This window comes from Allohahella sp. A8, from assembly GCF_047946665.1.
Lineage (GTDB): Bacteria > Pseudomonadota > Gammaproteobacteria > Pseudomonadales > Oleiphilaceae > Allohahella.
Genome location: NZ_CP172312.1, coordinates 795,215 through 815,283 on the forward strand (window position 1 = coordinate 795,215; position 20,069 = coordinate 815,283).

The following is a 20,069-nucleotide window of genomic DNA, read 5'->3' on the forward strand; positions in this document are numbered from 1 at the left end:
CAAACAGCATTCAATTTGAGGGGCGCAGCTGATGGCTTTAGTCACAAGCGGCCTCGTCATGCGCGTTGAAGCCGACAGCGGCGTCACGTTCTCGTCTGGCACGTCTGTTAGTCAGTGGGACGATCTGTCGGGTAACGGTAACCATCTGATCGTCGGTGGCGGTACGCCTACGCTCAACGCATCAAGCACGCCATCGGGCGCGCCGTCTATTGCGTTTGATGGCGTTGACGACTACCTGAACCGGGAGAACTCGACAGCGGTCATTACCGGCCTGCCAACCGCCGCCGCAGATCGAACCATATTCATGCTGGTGCGATTCACCGCTGCTGGTACGTTCTCGGGCTTTACCTACGGAACGCCGACCACGAATCAGGTGTTTGGCTTGGTTACCAGCAACCAGAACGGCGCCCGTTTTGTCGTCCAGGCCTATGGCGCGAACGATCTTTCGACCACTACAGAGTTGCAAACAGCCGGGTGGAAGGTGCTTTCGGCCAGGGTTTCTGCAAATACCGCTAAGGCCTATGTCGACAACGTTCAGGTAGCGAGCGCTGCACGGACTTACGCCACAGATTACGCGGCCGCAAACGGTCGCATCCGGATCGGTCGCGAGATCGGTACGGGCGGCTACGCCACGATGAACATGGCCGCAGGTCTGATCTACAACCGTGCGCTGACCGATCAGGAAATGGCCGACACCACGGCATATCTGACCCAAAAATACATTGCACCCGCCACCAGCGCGACCATTACCAGTCAGGGCGTGGCCTGGACGATCAACAGCGAGCCCGCCACAGGCACGTATGCAGGCGGTCGCAAGTGGGTACAGGGCGCAGTCTCGGTTACGGCGATCAGTCCAGCACCAGCGCTCGAAGGTGGCCTGAAGATCAATGGCGCAATGCTCGGTGTCACGCCAGGCAACAGTTTGCAGGGCTTTGACGAGCGCATGCAGGCGGCTTTCGACTATGACAACACGCTAAACGCAGCGGCCACCTTGCCAATTGCCGTGCCGACCGCATCGGTCTTGATTTCGGCTCGGTCGTACACTGCGGCAGAGCGAACGTCGCTCGGTCATGATGGCGGTGACGATCCGTTCCTTGCAGAGCATCAGATTCTGCACACCGTTGTAACGCCACCTGCTGCCGGGGCCTTCGCACCGTCGTATTTCACGCCAGCAACGCCATCCGGCGTCACGCTTGCAGATATCGACGCAACGCGCCTGCCTAACCTGAAAATGCCCAACGCGGCCGCCTACGCGCCAAATTGGACGCTCGTGCAGAGCTTCTTCAACTTCCCGCGAGTCTGGTTCAGCGGGGCGTACATCGACCGCTACATGCACGCCGATTTAGCCTATCCACACCCGCTCGGTGTAGGCGCTACCCCTGGCACCTATGGCCGGGAAATCGCGACAGCTATTGAAACGGCGTGTTTAAGCCTGCTGCTTGACCATCCTGTCGCACAAAAGACCGCACTGCTCGAAAAGATCGTGCAGTACGCCATCGATATGTGTGGATTTTTCCAGCAGGGCGGCACTTATCACGCTGACGGCGGTCACAACATGGGCCGCAAGCTCGTAATGCTGATCGCTGCGAAAGTTACCGGGCTGACCAAGTTCTCTCAGTGGCTTGACGCCAGCCTGAACAAGTTTCAGGAGGACCAGCAGTGTTTCTTCGTGGATCAAGCCGACGTTGATCTGACCAATAGCGTCAGCTGGAACCCTGACAGCCGCGATATTCCAGACGATGCGTTTCCGTACGTCGCCTCCGATATCGGCCGCGCTGATTGGGGTTTGAGAGATTCAACCGACCCGGCGCGCAACAACAAGCACTTCAACTCGATGTATCGCGGTATCGCCAGCCCTTCAATGACCGGCCTTGCCCTGGCTATTCGCCTGCTTGGCATGGAAGCGCAATGTAACAGTCCCGACCTGCTGGCTTACGTGGACTGGTATCGCAGAACTAATCAATTCGGCACGTTCTCGCGTGACATGTACGAAGCCTATCGCCATATCGGAGCAGTCGCATGAGCATTATTAGATTTGGCGACGGCCAGTTTCGTCAGCTTGAGGCGAATGTTCCTGTCGAGGTCACAGACTCGAGCGTCGTCACCGCTGTAACCTATGCGGGTGTAGCGATACCGTTCACCACCAGCGGCACGAAGCATATTGTGCTGAGCCAGATTCACGGCAATCTGACCTCTGGCACCTATAACCTCGTTGTGACCGAAAACGGCGTGGATGCCACGGCAGCTGTGCCATACGTCCGCACGCACGCTATCACCGCACCGACCGGCTCATACGATCCAACGTCACTGTGGGCGCAAATTCGCACCGCTACGGCTGCGTATTTCAAAGTCGCGCCGCTGCCTGTCGGCAATTCCTGGGTATCTCCGCATACTGCCTGGACCACAGCAAACGCCCTGCTGCCAGTTGCTAACGTAGTGTCAGGCCCGAATAAGAAGCTGTCGGCTGAAGTGCTCAATGCAAACGGCTCGGTTGTGGGGTCGTCCTACGACACAGCCTATGTGCCGCAGTCAACCGTTACCGACCTTGTAGCGTCTACGCTCAGTTCAACTCAGATCAAGCTCAGCTGGACGGCTGCGGCGGGCTTTACCTACAACCCGCGCTATCGTGTTGTCGGTGACGTGACGTGGACGACGCTGCCAGCGGTATCTCGAGTCGAAGCGGGTCCGCTCACAGCGACCGCAACAGGCCTGACACCAGCTGAAGACTACGAGTTTGACCTGACAGCTAGCGAGGCCAGTTCAAACGCGGCTACGGCCACCACAGCGCCAGCATCAGGTATTGTCGACCTGCCTGGCGGCGGCTTCGGCGGCGGCGCAACTTTCAACCTGCCGCTCTACATCGATCACACCGTCATTACAGGCGTGACCTACAAGGGCTCGGCTGTCACTCATTCAGCTGTACAGGGCACGCTGACGGTCACTATCCCGTCAGGCATCGGCATTGGCACGTATGACCTCGTCATTGTCACTCAATCGCAGTCGTTCACCTATCCGGTCGTCTATGTCCAGCTGACGCCGTTTGTGGCCTCGGCAAAGCTCACCACCGTAGCCGCAGACGGGCGCTATCCTGGGCTGCCGTTCCGTGTGCGCGCTATCCAGGCCTCCGCTCAGGTGGCAATCACTGATCTTGCTGTAACCACGACTGACACGACCGCTACGCTGACTTTTACGCCGATAGCGGGCGCAACACAGTATCTGTATCAGCGCGCCGTAGGCACGACCTGGGGCGGCGATACGTACGCCAGCACAGCGACCGGAACATTCCAGTTTACTGGCCTGTCTACCGGCACGACATACAGCTTCAGAATCTTTGCTGATGGCGTTGTGTCAAACATCGTTGTGAAGGCGACGACTGGAACGGGGGGCACTGCGCCGACTGGTAACACCGGCACGGGCACCGAAACAACGCCAGGCGTTGCGCTTGCAAGTCAGCTTACGAGTGTTGGCACGCCCGGCAGGATAGCAAGCGCCATCGAACCGCAGTGGGATATCCACATGACTGCCGAACGCTTAGCGGTGGGGACCAAAGCCACTGGGTCGAGCCTGGATTCGTTCTTCTTTGCTGACGAAACCTATGTGTCCGATGCCTTCAAGGTCAAAGGTACGCGGTCGTTTCAGTGCAACTACATCCATTCGCGGGCTTACGACTCGATGGGTGGCAATCCCGGCAACAACGAGCATCAGGGCTACCTGCACTGGGGCGGCGGCAAGCATTTCCCGTCAAACAAATACGTCTACGGCGGCGGGTTTATCCACGTTCAATTCTCGGTCTACGTCGAGCCGAGCTATCTGTGGCAGACCAACGCGACATACCAGAAGATTTTCCGGATTGGCGGGCGACGAAATGCGACGACGCAAGACAATAGCGGCTGGCTGACGCTCGTCGTTAAGCCCGACTCCTCGACCGACTCCATGAAAGTTCTGGTCGATAACGAAATCAACTTCAACGCGATGACCGAAGCCGGAAAGAGCAATGCTTATGTGGCGGTTTATCCGGCCGAGCAGGTTTCGACCGGCAGTGATCGGCTCATAAAGGGCCAGTGGAACACGTTTGAGTTTGCGGTATATCCAGAGCCGAACGGTACAAAGGCGATCTTTAAGCTGTGGAAGTACAACCCTTCAACGCAGTTGATGGAGCGAATTTACACCAACACCAACCGAACCGATTTCCTCGTTACCAAAAGCGGTTATTACACCAGCCTCTACATGCTCAACGTCTGGAACTGGAACCGCTACACCCGCGTCGGCACAACTGGCGGCAACTTCGCGCAGTCGGGCGGTACGTGGATTCAGACCGCTCCAGGGGCAGGCACGCACAACCTCGCAAGCAATGCCGTCGTGTCTGATCAGCGCATGTACTTCGATGAAATCAAGATCCACACGAGCCATGCGGATATGAATGAGTTCGATAATTTGGGCGAAAAAGTCATCGGGTGGGCGCGCTAATGGCAACTTTCGAAGCTGATTTCAGCGTCCTGGCAAACACCACCAGCTACACGAACAGCGATCTGGTCGTTCACGGCAACCCTGCCGCAATCGTTGGTGGCGATCTGACGCCAAGGGACAAGCCGGCGACGGTCTATATCACGCATCCGGCTGTGCTGGAGTCTTCTGGCAATATCGACATTGATGTCACTGTCGGCTTCAGTAGCGGCTCTTTCGCACTCTCCAGTGCGGGCGTCGGGCTTTTTGACAAGGATTCGTACAAGGCCTATCTGATTCGAGTCCGCTTTAACGAGGTGACGATCAAGCAACGCAACGCTGACGGGTCAACGGTGCTGCTGAACGACTTCACCACCACGAGCTATGCGGTAGGCGACGTGCTGCGATTCAGGTTCAACCGCGATCTGGCTGAGCCTCGAATCCAAAGTTTCCTGAATGGCGCGCTTCTCAAAACGATCACGTCGCCTATTACGGATATTTCGAACTATCGCGCCGGCATTTATGTCAGCCACGACTCAGCGAGCAACAAAGACGGGTTCCGGACCTTCTCATCTACCGGCCTTGTGCTAGCCACGCCAATGAACATCAAGCTGGTAGGCGCAGGCAATGCGGTCACGCAGTACCAGAGGGCGGTCACGGTCGAGCTTGAAGGCATCGATACTGCAGACGTATCTGATGCGGCCTTTGCGGGCTTCCCGGTAACGCCGACCGTCGTTGATGCAACGAAGTTTACGTTTGACGTGCCTGGCGATCTCGCAACTGGCAGTTATGGCCTGTTCTTGATGGCTGCCGGCACTGGATACAGCAAGCTCGTCACATACACGCAGACGCACCAGATTGAGCTGCCAGACGCAGGAACTGCGGTCGATGAAAACTCAGTCATGGCTCAGCTCGGCAACCCGAACAACACCCGTTATCTGCGCCTTGAAAAGCCATCTGCGCTCAGCTGGAAATCGCCATACACAGAATTCGACGCCGAGAACATCATTCTAGATATCCGCGATCTGTTCACGGCTCCAGTCGATGCAGCTGTGAACTCAACTTACCAGTCAGTCGGCAGCCTTATCGATGACACGGGCGTCGTGACCGATTTCACCATGACGTTTTCCGTTGAGGCTGAGCCCAACGAAAACAGCTTCTCTCTCATCATTAAGCCGATCTATCAGGCTATCTACAGCACAATTGCGGAGTAGTCATGGCGCGCATTCTCAGTAACGACTCACTGCCGAGCGAGAAGGTGATCCCGGTGAGCATCAAGTTCAACCTGGATCTCGCCGCGCCGACAGGTATTGGCATCATAGACATTAGCAGCAACGGCTTCCGCATTGACGTGGACGATGGTCCGGCAGGCAGTACCACAATGTTCGAACTGAACGCGAGCGGGTCGAGCGTCTGGACCGTGATCAAAAATACCACGGACTCTTTCGCGGTCGTCGCCAGCCTCCAGCCAAACAAGCTCTATCAGGTTCGAGCGCATTACATCTTCAACGGCGCGCACTCTCAGTACGCATTCGCCAACGCCACGACCCTGGGAGCTTAATCCATGCCGGCTGTATCCAATATAGGCGCTGCGAACGTCGTCACTCAGTATCAGCAGGCGGTAGATATCACCATTACCGATGGTGACGCAAACAACCTGACCACGCTGCTGTTTGCAGGCTTTGACGTGCCATTTACGGTCATCAACTCAACAACTGTCCGCATCAATGCCCCAGGCACTGTTAAAGAGGGCTATGAACAGATCGGCGTGCTTGAAGGTGACTTTACTGAGGCGGTTTGCACATTCAACATCACGCACCCGATCAAAGTGCCGGCTGTCGATACGCTGATCGACGACAACTCTATCCTGACCGGTATCGGTAACACCAAAGGCCGGTATGCAAAGCTGACCCTGCCAAATTCATTCGCGCTGGACGGTCCTGCACAGATACGCGCAGTTGAGGCCATTCAGAATGCTGACGAGTACATTTCAGCCAAGTTCGGCACAGCCCTCGGCACAACCGAAGCCGCGACCATAGACGTTCTGAACAATGACGGCACGACGCAGGCCTATACGGTTGATCTGGTCGCGGGATCAAGTGATCCCGGCTCATCGCCAACACTGGTTGTCTACGGCGGCAGCCCTGCTACGGTCAGCCTCGGCGGTACGTTTACGCCGTCGTTCTCTGCTGTTGATGAGACTGAGGGCGATATCTCGGCCAGAGTGGTCGTTACGGGCAGCGTGAATACAAACGTGGCTGGCAGCTACGTCCTGAGCTATTCGATCACCAACATTTTCAGCCGAACCTCAACAGCCACGCAGACGGTCAACGTTACGCAAAACGTCCGCTACGAACTGCGCCTGCTGAAGAGCCTCGATCAGGATGTGCGCGACGTGACCGGCACCTATCCGACAGGCTACGTGTTCTCTGAAAATGGCAATTTCGGCGCGATTCGACTTGGCCCAGTGTCCCTGGTCGATGGCGAGGTCGTGATCACACAGGACAACGTCGTCACAGGCTCTCTCGCCTCACTGTTTACAGGCGGCACAACCCTTGTCGGCATTCTCCTACTTGACGATGCCAACAACGTGGCAGCCACACCGACACACATTCCGATCACCTCAGTAGCCATCTAAATGCCTTTCGTCTCCGAAGCGTTCAAAGCGGCTTTCCAGTTTCTTGAGCGTCCGATTCGCGCTGTGCGCAGTGTGGTTGGGCCGTACGTCTCGGCCGCCATTCGTGACGGTGACGCCTTCATGGCTCGCCCGATCCGCTATGAGGACTATCTGAACGATTCGACGCCGAATCAGTTTGCGATCCAGGCGTATTTTGAGCAACCGACTGACACGATGGTCGAAATGCTGTATCCGGTGGTCATTGCCGGGATCAACGTCACCACGACCATCGAGATCGATTTCGAGCAGTCGGATCCGACCGCGTTTCTGTCGGTAGACGGCAAGCCATTTGCTCAGGCCACGCAGACGATTCAAAACGGCGGCTTCTTCAGGCTCAAAGTCAGAACATCGAACCAGCTGAACAGGCAGGTACAGGTCCGCGTTGTTGTCGGTGGCGTCAGTGCTGTATGGCTGGTATCGACCGGCGTTGAGGGCACAAGCGAGCTCCAGACCGGTCTATCGACTCGCCTGGGGCTGTATGCGCGCACTCAGGCGACGCTAACATTCGGCTTCGCGACCAGATCAGATACGCAATACCGCGTGATCGTCGTCCCTTACGCATCCTCGACGCCTACAGTGGCTCAGGTGCTCGCGGGACAGGCGGGTAATAGTCTGGCTCCGCTGTACGACTCAGGCCTTCAGAACTCAACTGGCGGGCTTCAGGAGCGCTTCACGGTCAACGTCGCTTCAGGCAGTTATCGGGCCTATATGGTCGTGCTGGATGAGCCGGCCATCCTCGAGTCGGCGAGCGCCCGGACGGCTTCGGCCGTGACCAATATTATCGGCGCCAGAATTCTGCACATCAGACCCGTCAGGATCGTCAGAAAGCTTCTCAATTTGCACATTCGAAACAGGTAAGCCCATGTCTACCAAAAAAGACCCCTTGACAACTGGTGCAGTGGGCTCAGGCCGCACGAGAGCACACACAGTAAAAACCCAGCGCCTCGACGTGCATATCAATTTCATTGAGCCAGGCGGCAGCGCCACGATTGTCGGCTCTGCGGATGGCGTCAACTTCGGCCCGTACCTGGGCATTGCGCCGTTTACCGATTCCGGCGTGATCGGTCTGGACCTAGCTGAAGACACTTCGTTGGCCGTTGAATATACCGGGGTGACCGGGCTCGCCGTGCACGTCCTGCCGTACAGCCTGCGCCAGATATGAGCAAGGAATCGAAAGCACGAATCAAGGCCGCTGAAGCGGCTTTTTTTACGTCTCGAAGAAGGCTGGGCGCCACTAATACCGCCAACCTGCGCTCCATCGTTCAAGAGATTTCGATGGGCGCGCTGAAGGAAGACGTTTCAGCAAAGTACGGATACAAGACCAACCACCCGCACCACTTCCTCAATAACGTCTGGCGTCAGCCGGAGTTCCAGGAGTGGGTGCGCGCCGTGCAGGACGACATGCAGGAAGTCGTGCAGGCGCAGTACATCAAAGAGCACCACAAGCGCGACATTTTGTCAGAGGTTCAGAAAAAGGAAGAGTTAACCGAGCTGTTCTATGCGCTCAAGGGCCAGGAGAAGTACCGCGACGCCCTGGCGATGGTGCAAGAACTGAACAAGATGGAAGGCCACTACGCGCCGACGAAGACGGAAGTCAAAGACACCACGGATACGCTAGACGATGCAGAGCTTGATGCCGCAATTGCCGCAGAACTCGCACAGCTTAAACACGTCGCGCACTGAGGCCAAACAGCGACTTCTGAAGCTGCTGAAAGAGAAGCAGCGCCGGGAGAGTCAAAACCATATAGCCACGGTATTCCCCGAGACAGGCCCTCTACGTCGAGAACTCTACCCGAAGCATATGGAGTTCTTCGAGGCCAGCAAGCTACACAAAGAAATCCTATTTCTTTCGGCCAACAGGGTCGGGAAGACGGTAGCAGGCGGATACGCCACCTCAGTACACCTAACCGGCGAATATCCGGACTGGTGGCCTGGGCACAAGTTTGAGCATCCGATTACGGCGCTTGCCGCAGGCGATACCGGCAACACCACTCGCGACATCCTTCAGAACAAACTGCTCGGCAAGTTTGGCGAGGAGGGTACCGGCCTTATTCCTGGCGCTCGAATTGCGGGGCTCACTCGCAAGATGGGCATCCCCGAAGCCTACGAAGAGATCAAGGTCAGGCACGTTTCAGGCGGCATCAGCCGGCTTTGGCTGCGCTCCTATGAGCAAGGCCGAAAGGTGTTTCAGGGCTTTGAAATGGACTGGATATGGCTTGACGAAGAAGTGCCGCAAGAAGTCTACGACGAAGCACTTGTAAGAACGATGACTACAAACGGCAGAGTCGCCATGACCTACACGCCAATCATGGGTATGACGCCACTCACACTGTCTTTTATTGAGGATGCACAACCATGAGCAGGGCTGTAATCAGCGCAGGCTGGGATGACGTGCCGCACCTCACTGAAGAGCAGAAATCGGACATGCTTAAAAGCACGATGCCGCACCTTCGCGATGCGCGATCCAAAGGCATCCCGTCGCTGGGTTCGGGCGCCATCTACCCGATAGCGCTTGATGAGTTTGTCATCGATCCAGTGCCGCTGCCCGAGCACTACCCGAAGCTGTACGCGATGGATGTGGGCTGGAATGTCACCGCCGCTGTATGGGGCGCCTGGGATCAAGCATCTGACGTGGTGTATCTGTATTCCGAGCACTACCGGGGGCAGGCTGAGCCGGCCGTTCATGCCTCTGCCATAAAGGCGCGTGGCGAATGGATTCCTGGCGTTATCGATCCCGCCAGCAAGGGTAGGACTCAGACAGACGGCAAACAGCTTTACAAGATGTATCGCGACGAAGGGCTGAACCTTCGGACCGCCGATAACGCCGTTGAAGCAGGGCTGCTTGAAGTGTATCAGCGTCTCAGCACAGGGCGCCTCAAGGTATTTAATACGCTGTCAAAATTTCTGTGGGAATACAAGCTTTACCAGCGTGACGAGAAAGGCAGGATCGTGAAGAAGAACGACCATTGCCTTCATCCGGATACCGTTGTCCTGACTGACAAAGGACCAAAAAAGATCATTGATATGGTCGGCACGAGCGGCAAAGTTTTGTCGATAAATGGCAAGTATGAAGACTATGTAAACTGCCGCAAAACCTCGATGAATCAACGGACTAACATGGTAAAATTCGAGGACGGAAGCGAGGTGATTTGCACGCCAGATCACCGCTTTCTTACGCCGTCAGGATGGGTTGAATCCCAGCACCTCGAAGGCGTTGTTTGCGTCACATCGAACAGTGGAGTAGGTCATTCATGTGCGTCAATATCCTCACAGAAACAGCTCAAGAATTTCTCGGCACGCGGTATTACCTTTGCGGCTTCTACTATCAGCGCGATGGCGTCAGGCTTCATCGAGAAGTTTGGAAGCACGTCAACAAAGCAGAAATTCCAGACGGTTATCACGTCCACCACAAGGACCATGACCGCAGCAACAACAGCCCCGAAAATCTCGAGCTTGTTTCGCCGGCCGAGCACATGGCCCATCACCACAAGGGCGTCAGCAAACCGTTGTCTGAAAACGCCCTCAAGGCTGCCGCTGAATGGCATGGCAGCGAAGATGGTTTGCGGTGGCACCACCAGCACTATGAGAACAACAAGCACAAGCTTCACGTCAAGATTGAGAAGGCTTGTGAGCATTGTGGAAAGGCCTACATGGGCGCGCCAGGCAAAGGCAGTAAGTTCTGCTCAAACGCCTGCAAGACCCGCCACAGGTTCTTGTCAGGCATCGACAACGAAGAGCGCACCTGCGTCGTCTGCTCATCGGCCTTCGTTGCAAACAAATACGTCAAGAAAGCTACCTGCTCAAAGCCGTGCGCCACAGCAGTTACGTTGCGTAAGCGTAACGCCGCATAAGAACAGCGACGTCTACTGCATGGAAGTGCCTGCCACCCATGCATTCGCTCTTCATAACACAGTAATCGTTCACAACTGCATGGATACCGTCAGGTATCTGTGCCTTGCACTCAAGCACGCCCGAACCAAGCCAACCGCCCAGCGCGAAATACACGCCTTCACACCCTCCAGATCAGTTACAGGCTACTAATGAACCCAAACTATCAAGGCTCCCCAGATCAGCCGGGCGAAGAAGACCTGGACGTTTATCAGGAAATGGGTAACGAAGTCCTGGCGCTGTTTGATCAGGCTGTGAAGGACCGAAAGCCCTATGAGCGCCGAATGCTCAAGAACCTGCGGCAGTATCACGGCGAGTACGAAGAAGAGGAAATGCCGGAAGACGGTTCTCGCGTCTTTACCAACATCACCCGAAACAAGGTCGATGCCGCCGCCGCTCGCATGGTCAAGATCGTGCTGCCGAACGGTGAACAGAACTGGAAGACCGAGCATACGCCGGTCCCTGAGTTATCCAGCCGCCTGAACAGCACGCGCCCTGTAGCGCTCAATGACCAGGCTGAGACGACCGAAGGCGATATTGCACAGGCTGAACTGTCCGAAGTCAAAGCCGCATCTGAGGCGATGGGCAAGGAGATCGAGGACCAGCTCGAGCAATCGGGCTATGACGCCATCCAGCGAGAAATCATCTACGACGCGGCCAAGCTGGGAACGGGGGTTATCAAAGGCCCGGTTATGATCGGTGACGAGCGCCGCGTATGGGCGACCAATCCCGAAACCGGGCAGCAAGAGCTTCAGGTTGTCCGACGCATCGAGCCGCGCTCAAAGCGGGTCAACCCGTTTTACTGGTTCCCCGATATGTCGGCCACCAGGCCAGAGGAGCGTGAATACGATTTTGAGCTGTCATTCATGACCCGTCGCGGCGTGCAAGACCTCCTCAAGTACCCGCACTACAACAAAGAGCAGGTGAAGCGCGTCCTGCAAATGAAAGCGGCCGACACGCAGAAGCAGCAATTTGAATTCCTGCACCAGATTCAATCCATCACCGGTGAGCGCAGCAAGTTCGAGGACTCGCGCTATTACTGCGTCGAGTATTACGGCCCGATCAAGCGTGAATGGCTCGCTGCCTGTGGCTGCCCGCCTGAAGAGCTTGACGAGAATGTGCCCGAGCCATACGGCCTGATGCTCATTATTGGCGGTCACGTTGTCATGGCCGACATTCACCCGATGAGCAAAGGCGAGTCGATTTATGACTTCTTCAACTGGGAGAAGGACGACGCCAGCGTGTTTGGCCTGGGTATTCCGGATCAGATGCGGACCGAGCAGTCCATGTACAACGCGCTCAACCGCATGTTGATGGATAACGGCGGCTTAGCTACCGGGCCGCAGATTGTGATCCGTGACGGCTACCTGACGCCCGCTGACAACGATTACGAAATGAAGCCGCGCAAGATTTGGCGCTTTGACGACAAGGGCCAGGATGGCATGACGCTCGATAACGTCATCAAGGCCTTCGATATCCCGTCAAGGCTTGGCGACATTATGGCAATCGCCTCTCGCGTGCGTGAAATGGCCGACGAGGCGACCAGCCTTCCGATGATCGCACAGGGCGAGCAGGGCAGCGGCGTCACCAAGACGTTTCAGGGCATGGCGATGCTCATGGAGTCGGCCAACATCGTTATTGCCAGGGCGGTTAAATCCTTTGACGACATGATCACGACCCCGCATGTGTCGAGGTACTACGACTGGAACATGGAATTTAACCCGAAAGCCGAAATCAAGGGCGATATTCGTGTTGTCGCCAAGGGCACTACTGCCTTGCTCCAGCGCGAAACCCGCATGATCGAGATTCAAAACCTGATTCAGATCGCCGGGACTATGTTCGCGCCTATCGCCAACATGGAAAAGATCTTCGAGGAGTATTTGATCCTCAACGACTTCGACCCCGAGCTCTACCTGCTCAAGCCAGATCCGAATGCGCAGCCTGAAGTTGACCCAGCCATCGCCGCTCAGCAGCAAGCCGAGCAGGCCAAGCTTCAGGCGCAAGAGCGCGAGTTTGAATTGCGGGCTCAGCAGCAGCAGCTTGAAGCAGCGCGGGCGCAACAAGAGTTTCAGTTGGGCATGGCTAAGCTCGCCCTTGATCGCGAAATGACACTTGAGAAGCTGTATGCAGAGCTCGGCATGAAGCAGCAAGAGTTTGATATGCAGGAGCTGATAGCCGGTATGCAGTCAAACGACAAGCTGCGCGAAATGCAGCTCAAGCTTCAAGTGGGGTCCGGTATATGAGCCAGATCAGCATTGAAGACCTGCTGGCCGACTTAAAGGCCAGGCTCGACCTGCACGTCAAGTCACTGATCGCCACCGAAAGCGAAGCCGTCAGGGGCAAGATCAAAGAACTGCAATACCTCATCTCGCAATACGAGAAGCCGCGCACCGCCGCTTAACCACCCCAGAACGACCAACAACCGCGCCGCCTCCTGGCCGCGCAAAGGATTACTCATGTCTGAAGAAAACACAGCCACCGACAACTACAACGATGACGACTATTTCGCCTCGCTGACAGGCGGCCCCGCAGAGGCGCCAGAGAAGCCGGAAGAAGCAGCGCCAGAGGTGGACGAAGGCACGGAGCAGGACGAAACCGAACAGGCTGACGAGGCCACAGAAGAAGACAAGCCCGCACAGCCAGAAGCGGGCGAGCAAGCCCCAGAAACCGACTGGCAAGCCAAATACCGCGAGCTTGAACACCGCTGGAAGTCCGACGAAGGCCGCGTGAGCGCCTACCAGCGCCAGATTGACGAGCTCAAGCAAAAAGTCGAGCAGGCACCGAAAAAGCAAATTGAATCACTCGAGCAGGTCCGCGCTGATTTCCCCGAGATCGGTAAGGCCATCGATGACGTGCTCAACGAGCGCCTGAGCGAGCTGTCCGCAAAGTTTGAAGAGCGCCTGACGCCATTGCAGCAGATGCAGGCAGAGCAGGCCGAGGCACAGCGAAACGCTCAGTACCAGCAAGCCGCGCAGTTCCTGAGCGCCCAGCATCCCGACTGGCAACAGTACGACCGGGATAAGAACAAAGATTTCGCCGGATGGCTCAGTCAGCAGCCATCAGGCATCCGAGCAATGTACCAGGCTCCCGAAGATACAGCCGCTAACGCCGCTGCACTGATCAGCCTCTACAAGCAAAGCACCGCCAACCAAACACAAGACGCAGCAGCCTCAAGTGCCGGTTCGCAGAGCAAGCAAGACCGACTGCAACGCGCAGTCATTCCCCAAACCCGAAACGGCTCTGTGAGCCGATCTGCGGACGACGACATGGCTTGGGAACAGGCCGTGCGGAAGGTCCAAAAACGCATGAATTAGAGGTAATACAACATGGTCGATTACGCAACCACGACCGGCACGACCAATAAGGCTGCTGTGTCACAACGAACTAATACCTATGCAGAAGCGTCAATGCTTGCGCATGGTCAACCCTACTCAGTGCTTGGCCGCTTCGCGCTGACCAAGCCGCTGCCGAAGAACAAAGCCGACAATATGACTTTTCGTCGGCCGAAGCCTTTCCCGCCTGTCAACGGCTCGCCACTGACTGAAGGCGTTACCCCGACTGCTCGCAAAATGGAGTATGAAAACGTCGTTGTCACGCTGGGCCAGTATGGCGACCTCGTGCAGATCACCGATCAGGTTGAAGACCTCGTTGAAGATCCTGTCATGAATGACGCTTACATGCTCTGCGGTGAGCAAGCCATGCACACCAAGGAAAAGGTTTGCTGGGGCGCCATCATCGGCGGCACCAACGTGTTTTTCTCCAATGGTGCAACTCGTGGCGCGGTTAACGCAGTCCTGACCACTGGTCTTCAGCGCAAGGTTACTCGCAGCCTGAAAAACCAGCTGGCTATGAAAGTGACCAAGATCGAGAACTCGACGCCGAACTATGGCAGCGAGCAGATCGACGCGGCTTTCATCGCTGTTTGCCATACCGACGTTGAGGCAGATATTCGTGAAATGGTTGGCTTCGTGCCTGTTGAGAAGTACGGCACTGCGAAAGCGCTGCCTTACGAAATCGGCAAGGTCGAAGACGTGCGTTACGTGGCTTCTGCGCTGCTGAACCCGTTCATTGGTGCTGGTTCAACAACCATCGCCAACGTCGAGAACAACGGCACCAACGTCAACGTTTATCCGGTGATCTACTTCGGCAAGGAAGCGTTTGCTGACGTGCCTTTGAAGGGCCGTGGCGCTATCGAGCCCTCGATTGTCCCTGTTGGTCAGAAAGACAAGTCTGACCCGCTCGGCCAGCGTGGCTTCGTCGGCTGGAAGGCCTACTACGCCTCAGTGATTCTGAATCACTCCTGGCTGATCCGCTGCGAAGTTGCAGTTTCAAGTCTCGGCTAAGCACACCACCAAACCTCATGGGGCCTTCGGGCCCCTTTTTTATGGGTAATACAAAATGACGACTTTCAGCATTGATAGCGCAACCAGCCAACAGCTTCGCGACTATGCCAGCAATGATCTCGGTATGGATGTGCCGCCAAATATCAAGGACGACACGCTGCGGCAGAAGATTCGCGACACCCTGGGCGAAGTTCAGAAGGTTGCCGAGCCGAAGAAGACCAAGGCCAATCCCGAGCAATCCATCTGGGTTCGCATTTCCAACAGCGGCAAAGACAGCTCCCCGGTATCGCTGACGCATAACGGCGTGCAGGCGGTTCTATTGCGAAACACATGGGTCGAAGTCCCATACAAATACTTTGAAGTGCTGCGCCTTGCAGTGACTTACGACATTGACCAGAGCACAGGCGAAGCCTCTGGCCGGCCAACGTTCCCATATCAGTGGAGCCTTGAGAAGCCGACCGAAGACTTCCAGAAAATGAGCTTTGCCTGATGACCTTCCTTGAGCTATGCCGTGCGGCCTATACCCGTATCGGCTATTCCGGCGCTGGACCGAGCGCTGTCACTGACCAGAGCGCGCAGTCTGCTCGAGTAGTCGATTACGTGGAACAGGCATGGCTCGAAATCCAGCGATCTCGCGAGAACTGGAAGTTCATGCTGCGCCGCTTTGATCAGGTGACGGAGCCAGGTATCACGCATCTGTCCTTGCCATCTACTGAGGTGGCGAAGGGTGACGTGATTCGCTCGGTTGAGAAGGACTCATGGTACATACGCGGTGAGACTGAAAAGACCTCTGCGCGCCTGTGCTATCTGCCTGCCGATCATCGAAGGGCAATCGAAGAATCCGACGAGCACTACACCGGCCGCCCGAATTACTTCTGGCATGACCGCAAGTCTGTTCGAGTCAGCCCGACGCCTGATCGAGCCTACCGCATCACTGGCGATTACTACATCACGCCTCAGACATTCGCGTCATCCGATAGCGCGGACAACCGGCAGCGCGAACTGTCGCAAAAAGTCCCGGAAATGCCGGAAGAGTATCACATTGCGATTGTCTGGCTTGCTGTGCGCTCCCTGGCGGCTTTTGAGGGTGACGGCAACGCTTTCCAGATGGCCGATGGTGAATACCGAAAGCTGTTTAACCAGATTTGCACCACTGAACTCCCGACCATTCGCTACGGGGCGCCGCTCGCATGATTCGAGATTCGCGCCAGCAGGATCAGATCATTCTTGAGGGTGGGCTTGATTTCGAGACGCCTGGAGCCTCGTTAACACCAGGCCGAATGATCGCCTGCCAGAACTATGTACTCGGGCTCAATCAAGGCTACAGCAGCATGCCGGGCTATGAGCGCCACGACGGACGACCAGAGCCGCACAAGCGCTCGGGTGATCTGGCTATCGACCGCCGTAATGCAATTCAGCCTGTGCCGGGTTCAGGGCCTGTGCGTGGCGTTCACGTTCACAACGGCTATCTGTTTGCGATCAGAAACACTGAGGACGGTTCGGCCGCAAAGCTATGGCGCGCCGTTTCAAATGGCTGGCAGGACTTCACCGGTACAAACCTGCCGCTGCTTCCAAATGGGCGAGCGCAGTTCGTCAGCTACAACTTTGCCGCGAACCCGTTCGGCGTCATGGTCTTCGTGGATGGCGTCAACAAGGCGAAGCTCCTGCGCTTCATCAGCGAAAGTCAGTCCTACCTCGAGGAAATCACGCTACCAGGCGACGCCACGCCCCCGGTAGCAGTTGCGGCGAATAACAATATTCTCTATCTCGCGACCGAACGAGGCTCGCTGTATTACAGCGCCGTTGGCGATCCGCGAAATTTCGACCCGGTTGGCGGTCTGGCTGGAGAAATCGCAGTCGGCGGCAAGGTCACAGGGCTGTATCCGCTCGTCGGTGGCGCGCTGTGCATTCAGATGCAGAATCAGATATCGGTGCTCTACGGCTCGAGCGAAGCCGATCTGCAAAAGAAAGACCTCCGTCTGCACGATGATAAATCGGGCGCCATTGCCTTCTCATCGCTCAGTTACAACGACCTGTATTTTCTCGGTGATCGCGGCATAACCAGCTTGAGCGCCACGCAAAGTTTTGGCTCATTCCAGTCTGGCGCGTTTTCTAAAGGCATCACGCCGTTTATCCAGTCTCGCAAACCCTATTTTACCTGCGCCGTAGCCGCCCTGGATCGCAATCAGCTTCGATGGGCGTTCAACAGCCCGGCTACGCAATTGCAGGGCTCAGAGGTCATTACAGCGACTTTCTCGGGCAACAAGCTGGCCGGCTTTACCCGGCAGGTATTGGGCTTCAAGGCCACCTGTGCGGCCTCCGGTGAAATGCGAACCGGTGAGCCAGCTGTATTCATGGGCTCAACCGATGGCTGGGTGTACCGGATGGACGTTGGCACCTCGTTCGATGGTCTGCCGATCCAGGCCTATTTCATGACGGCGTTTGCCAACTCCCGCCAGCCTGGCCGAAAGAAAGCCTTCAAGCAGGCGACGATCAACGTTCAGTCAGACGGACCGGTCCCGATCAAGGCAAAACCGGTCTTTGATTTTGGCGCATCCGACGTTATGGCGCACCGCGTTGAGGCCATAGACGTAATCGGCGGCGCTACGAATTTCGATGAAGCCAATTGGGACTCTTTCACTTGGTCAGCCCCGCATCTGAACGAAGCGCACGTTGAAATCAGGGGGCGCGGGCAAAACCTCGCCATGCTGATTTCCAGCACCTCTGCCGACGCCAAGCCGCACTCAATTTCCGACATTCTCGTTACCTACACCCTTGGGGGCCTTCGCCTGTGAGCCGGATTTACACCTATTCAGAAACATTCTCGATTGGCGATCTTGCCCGCGCTGTCGATGTAGCGAGCGAGTTTCAGGCTGTTCAATCAGGCCTTGAACGACTCCCGAAGCTCTCAACAGAAGGTATCGGCTTTGCTGAACCTTTCCGGATTGCTGACGCGCTTGAGGCCTTTCACCCGGTCACAAAAGCCCAGCTCGACGCGGCCAAAGTCTCGGTTGTCGAGGATAAAGCGGCGGCTGAACTGTTCTCCGAGCAAGCCGAATCCTCTGCAATATCCGCTGCGGCCTCAGAAGCTGCGACGGCAACAGCAAGCGCTGAAATCACCGCGCTGTCATCCGGCATTATCGATATCAAGAACCAGGCGCAGGAGCAGGCCAACCGATCACAGAGCGCTGCCGATCTTTCCCGCGATTGGGCGCTGAAGCCATTCAATCAAACCGTCGACGGACCCGGTACACGCTCAGCTCTGCATTACTCGGTCGTTGCCAATCAGCATGCCGATACGGCCGCAGGCTATGCCAATGACGCTCGTCAGCTGACCTCTGGCGCCCGTAAATACATGGGCTATCACAGTGCAGCCGGTGGCACCATGCCGATTGCTGCGCCGACCTCAACGGATCGCGGCAAATACTGGTATATCTCAGCTGCTGGCACTTTGCCCGGTGTCGGCGCCGTAGCCCTGGGTGACGAACTGTCGATCAACTCGGTAAACGCCTATGAAGCGGCGGGGCTTAACTCCGACTCGATCAAGAGCATCAACGGCAAGACCGGCAACGCTGTCACGCTGTCGATTACCGACTTTGACGGCGCGCCTCGCCTGCATACTCACACCGACTATGTGAACAAGGGGCTAAACCTCTCCGACCTGCCGTCACCATCGACCGCCAGAACAAGCCTCGGCCTCGGCACGGCGGCCACGAAGAATGTCGGCACCGGTGCTTACGACGTGGTTCAACGTGACGCGAACGGCAATATACCCGGTGGTTCAGGCACGGCTTCAGCGACCGCTCAGCGCCTTGCCAGCCCGATTACCCTTGCGCTCTCTGGTGGCGTAGCCGGGCAGGCCACTACTGATTTCGGCGGCAACGTTACGATTGCAACAGTGGTCAATCCGGCGAACCACAATCACACGAAGATCAACCAGGGCGAGGCGATTGGCTTTGCCGGTGGCGCTGCATCGATTACCGGCCTGTGTCACGCCCGCTCCGGTGTCGGCTGGCCTGAATCCGGCTCCGTGCTTCATCTACCAGGCGGCACGAACGGGCAGGGCGCGCTTCAGCTGTTCTCGCCAGATGGCGCCAGTCCAACCCTTCAGTACCGGATCGCCAATAACCAGACCGGCAATTTCGGCGCGCTGCAAACCGTCATGTCCAAAACCGTGGCCGATGGTTTGTACCTCGCCAAAGGTGACACCGCGAACAAGGCCACCCGATTGGCTGAAGCCCGGCAGGTCAAACTGTCAGGCGATGTTACCGGCAGTTCCAACGCCTTCGACGGCTCGCAGGACGCGAGTATTTCGGTAGCACTCGATGCCAACAAGGTGCTGCAAAAGCTGGTGACGGTGGACGGGGCGGGTTCTGGCCTTGATGCCGACAAGCTCGACGGCCTTGAGTCCACCGCATTTCGCAAAACGGCCGACAAAATCGCGCTAACGATTACACAGATTGAAAGCTTTTCTGCCGGCGTTACGGCGGTCAGTGTCTCGACCTTCAACAGAAACAGCCTCCTGTTTATCCGATATCGCCCGAACGGCGTGAATGCCGACAACAGCGTGACTGCGGCGACCAAGAAAGGCGTTACCGCCACGCTCTACGCCGGATCGACTTCAACTATCGATATTTCTCAATCAGCCGGGGGCTCGCTCCAGATAAACGCTTTCGGCTGCAAAATTTACGCAATAGACGAACTGGCTTGGTCATGAG

Annotated in this window: 18 protein-coding genes; all 18 read left to right on the forward strand. The window is 56.6% G+C overall.

The window, feature by feature from the left end; all coding sequences use genetic code 11:
• The first annotated feature begins 31 nt into the window (after positions 1–31).
• Genes ACH3PB_RS03990 through ACH3PB_RS04075 form a run of 18 tightly spaced genes read left to right on the forward strand, consistent with a single transcriptional unit; the run spans position 32 to position 20,068 of the window.
• The gene (locus ACH3PB_RS03990) at positions 32–2,023 is read left to right on the forward strand and encodes a LamG-like jellyroll fold domain-containing protein (protein ID WP_416398122.1); all 1,992 of its coding nucleotides are present in this window, start codon (positions 32–34) and stop codon (positions 2,021–2,023) included.
• Entirely contained in the window at positions 2,020–4,467 is a 2,448-nt protein-coding gene (locus tag ACH3PB_RS03995; protein ID WP_416398123.1) for a fibronectin type III domain-containing protein, read from the forward strand. The genes ACH3PB_RS03990 and ACH3PB_RS03995 overlap by 4 nt, the downstream gene beginning before the upstream one ends.
• Entirely contained in the window at positions 4,467–5,657 is a 1,191-nt protein-coding gene (locus tag ACH3PB_RS04000; RefSeq protein ID WP_416398124.1) for a hypothetical protein, read from the forward strand. The genes ACH3PB_RS03995 and ACH3PB_RS04000 overlap by 1 nt, the downstream gene beginning before the upstream one ends.
• A gap of 2 nt (positions 5,658–5,659) precedes the next feature.
• On the forward strand, positions 5,660–6,004 hold the full coding sequence (locus ACH3PB_RS04005; protein WP_416398125.1) for a hypothetical protein: 345 nt from the start codon (positions 5,660–5,662) through the stop codon (positions 6,002–6,004).
• Positions 6,005–6,007: 3 nt separating this feature from the next.
• Positions 6,008–7,081, forward strand: a complete 1,074-nt coding sequence (locus tag ACH3PB_RS04010; protein WP_416398126.1) for an immunoglobulin-like domain-containing protein — start codon at positions 6,008–6,010, stop codon at positions 7,079–7,081.
• Positions 7,082–7,978: a hypothetical protein gene (locus ACH3PB_RS04015; protein WP_416398127.1), complete on the forward strand. Its 897-nt coding sequence runs from the start codon at positions 7,082–7,084 to the stop codon at positions 7,976–7,978.
• A 4-nt stretch (positions 7,979–7,982) separates the two neighbouring features.
• Positions 7,983–8,282 carry a hypothetical protein gene (locus ACH3PB_RS04020; protein WP_416398128.1) on the forward strand — a complete coding sequence of 100 codons (300 nt, stop codon included), beginning with the start codon at positions 7,983–7,985 and terminating at the stop codon, positions 8,280–8,282.
• On the forward strand, positions 8,279–8,803 hold the full coding sequence (locus ACH3PB_RS04025) for a hypothetical protein (protein WP_416398129.1): 525 nt from the start codon (positions 8,279–8,281) through the stop codon (positions 8,801–8,803). Before ACH3PB_RS04020 ends, ACH3PB_RS04025 begins: the two co-directional genes overlap by 4 nt.
• The gene (locus tag ACH3PB_RS04030) at positions 8,754–9,479 is read left to right on the forward strand and encodes a terminase large subunit domain-containing protein (protein WP_416398130.1); all 726 of its coding nucleotides are present in this window, start codon (positions 8,754–8,756) and stop codon (positions 9,477–9,479) included. Before ACH3PB_RS04025 ends, ACH3PB_RS04030 begins: the two co-directional genes overlap by 50 nt.
• A complete protein-coding gene (locus tag ACH3PB_RS04035; protein WP_416398131.1) occupies positions 9,476–11,161 on the forward strand; it encodes a hypothetical protein in 1,686 nt (561 codons plus the stop codon). The genes ACH3PB_RS04030 and ACH3PB_RS04035 overlap by 4 nt, the downstream gene beginning before the upstream one ends.
• Positions 11,161–13,251 (forward strand): hypothetical protein, encoded by a 2,091-nt coding sequence (locus tag ACH3PB_RS04040; protein ID WP_416398132.1) that lies wholly within the window; start codon positions 11,161–11,163, stop codon positions 13,249–13,251. The genes ACH3PB_RS04035 and ACH3PB_RS04040 overlap by 1 nt, the downstream gene beginning before the upstream one ends.
• Positions 13,248–13,409, forward strand: a complete 162-nt coding sequence (locus ACH3PB_RS04045) for a hypothetical protein (protein ID WP_416398133.1) — start codon at positions 13,248–13,250, stop codon at positions 13,407–13,409. The genes ACH3PB_RS04040 and ACH3PB_RS04045 overlap by 4 nt, the downstream gene beginning before the upstream one ends.
• Positions 13,410–13,464: 55 nt before the next feature.
• Positions 13,465–14,322, forward strand: coding sequence for a hypothetical protein (locus ACH3PB_RS04050; RefSeq protein WP_416398134.1), 858 nt, complete (start codon positions 13,465–13,467; stop codon positions 14,320–14,322).
• 12 nt (positions 14,323–14,334) lie between these two features.
• Positions 14,335–15,351, forward strand: a complete 1,017-nt coding sequence (locus ACH3PB_RS04055) for a N4-gp56 family major capsid protein (protein ID WP_416398135.1) — start codon at positions 14,335–14,337, stop codon at positions 15,349–15,351.
• Positions 15,352–15,406: 55 nt separating this feature from the next.
• Entirely contained in the window at positions 15,407–15,841 is a 435-nt protein-coding gene (locus ACH3PB_RS04060; protein ID WP_416398137.1) for a hypothetical protein, read from the forward strand.
• Positions 15,841–16,545, forward strand: a complete 705-nt coding sequence (locus ACH3PB_RS04065; RefSeq protein WP_416398139.1) for a hypothetical protein — start codon at positions 15,841–15,843, stop codon at positions 16,543–16,545. The genes ACH3PB_RS04060 and ACH3PB_RS04065 overlap by 1 nt, the downstream gene beginning before the upstream one ends.
• Complete coding sequence (locus tag ACH3PB_RS04070; RefSeq protein WP_416398140.1) at positions 16,542–18,146, forward strand: hypothetical protein; 1,605 nt, start codon at positions 16,542–16,544, stop codon at positions 18,144–18,146. Before ACH3PB_RS04065 ends, ACH3PB_RS04070 begins: the two co-directional genes overlap by 4 nt.
• The gene (locus tag ACH3PB_RS04075; RefSeq protein WP_416398141.1) at positions 18,143–20,068 is read left to right on the forward strand and encodes a hypothetical protein; all 1,926 of its coding nucleotides are present in this window, start codon (positions 18,143–18,145) and stop codon (positions 20,066–20,068) included. The genes ACH3PB_RS04070 and ACH3PB_RS04075 overlap by 4 nt, the downstream gene beginning before the upstream one ends.
• The last annotated feature ends 1 nt before the right edge of the window (position 20,069 follow it).

Bases quoted from the DNA above. Each gene is read 5' to 3' on its own strand.
- ACH3PB_RS03990 (WP_416398122.1), top strand. From the start codon at position 32: ATGGCTTTAGTCACAAGCGGCCTCGTCATGCGCGTTGAAGCCGACAGC.
- ACH3PB_RS03995 (WP_416398123.1), top strand. From the start codon at position 2,020: ATGAGCATTATTAGATTTGGCGACGGCCAGTTTCGTCAGCTTGAGGCG.
- ACH3PB_RS04000 (WP_416398124.1), top strand. From the start codon at position 4,467: ATGGCAACTTTCGAAGCTGATTTCAGCGTCCTGGCAAACACCACCAGC.
- ACH3PB_RS04005 (WP_416398125.1), top strand. From the start codon at position 5,660: ATGGCGCGCATTCTCAGTAACGACTCACTGCCGAGCGAGAAGGTGATC.
- ACH3PB_RS04010 (WP_416398126.1), top strand. From the start codon at position 6,008: ATGCCGGCTGTATCCAATATAGGCGCTGCGAACGTCGTCACTCAGTAT.
- ACH3PB_RS04015 (WP_416398127.1), top strand. From the start codon at position 7,082: ATGCCTTTCGTCTCCGAAGCGTTCAAAGCGGCTTTCCAGTTTCTTGAG.
- ACH3PB_RS04020 (WP_416398128.1), top strand. From the start codon at position 7,983: ATGTCTACCAAAAAAGACCCCTTGACAACTGGTGCAGTGGGCTCAGGC.
- ACH3PB_RS04025 (WP_416398129.1), top strand. From the start codon at position 8,279: ATGAGCAAGGAATCGAAAGCACGAATCAAGGCCGCTGAAGCGGCTTTT.
- ACH3PB_RS04030 (WP_416398130.1), top strand. From the start codon at position 8,754: ATGCCGCAATTGCCGCAGAACTCGCACAGCTTAAACACGTCGCGCACT.
- ACH3PB_RS04035 (WP_416398131.1), top strand. From the start codon at position 9,476: ATGAGCAGGGCTGTAATCAGCGCAGGCTGGGATGACGTGCCGCACCTC.
- ACH3PB_RS04040 (WP_416398132.1), top strand. From the start codon at position 11,161: ATGAACCCAAACTATCAAGGCTCCCCAGATCAGCCGGGCGAAGAAGAC.
- ACH3PB_RS04045 (WP_416398133.1), top strand. From the start codon at position 13,248: ATGAGCCAGATCAGCATTGAAGACCTGCTGGCCGACTTAAAGGCCAGG.
- ACH3PB_RS04050 (WP_416398134.1), top strand. From the start codon at position 13,465: ATGTCTGAAGAAAACACAGCCACCGACAACTACAACGATGACGACTAT.
- ACH3PB_RS04055 (WP_416398135.1), top strand. From the start codon at position 14,335: ATGGTCGATTACGCAACCACGACCGGCACGACCAATAAGGCTGCTGTG.
- ACH3PB_RS04060 (WP_416398137.1), top strand. From the start codon at position 15,407: ATGACGACTTTCAGCATTGATAGCGCAACCAGCCAACAGCTTCGCGAC.
- ACH3PB_RS04065 (WP_416398139.1), top strand. From the start codon at position 15,841: ATGACCTTCCTTGAGCTATGCCGTGCGGCCTATACCCGTATCGGCTAT.
- ACH3PB_RS04070 (WP_416398140.1), top strand. From the start codon at position 16,542: ATGATTCGAGATTCGCGCCAGCAGGATCAGATCATTCTTGAGGGTGGG.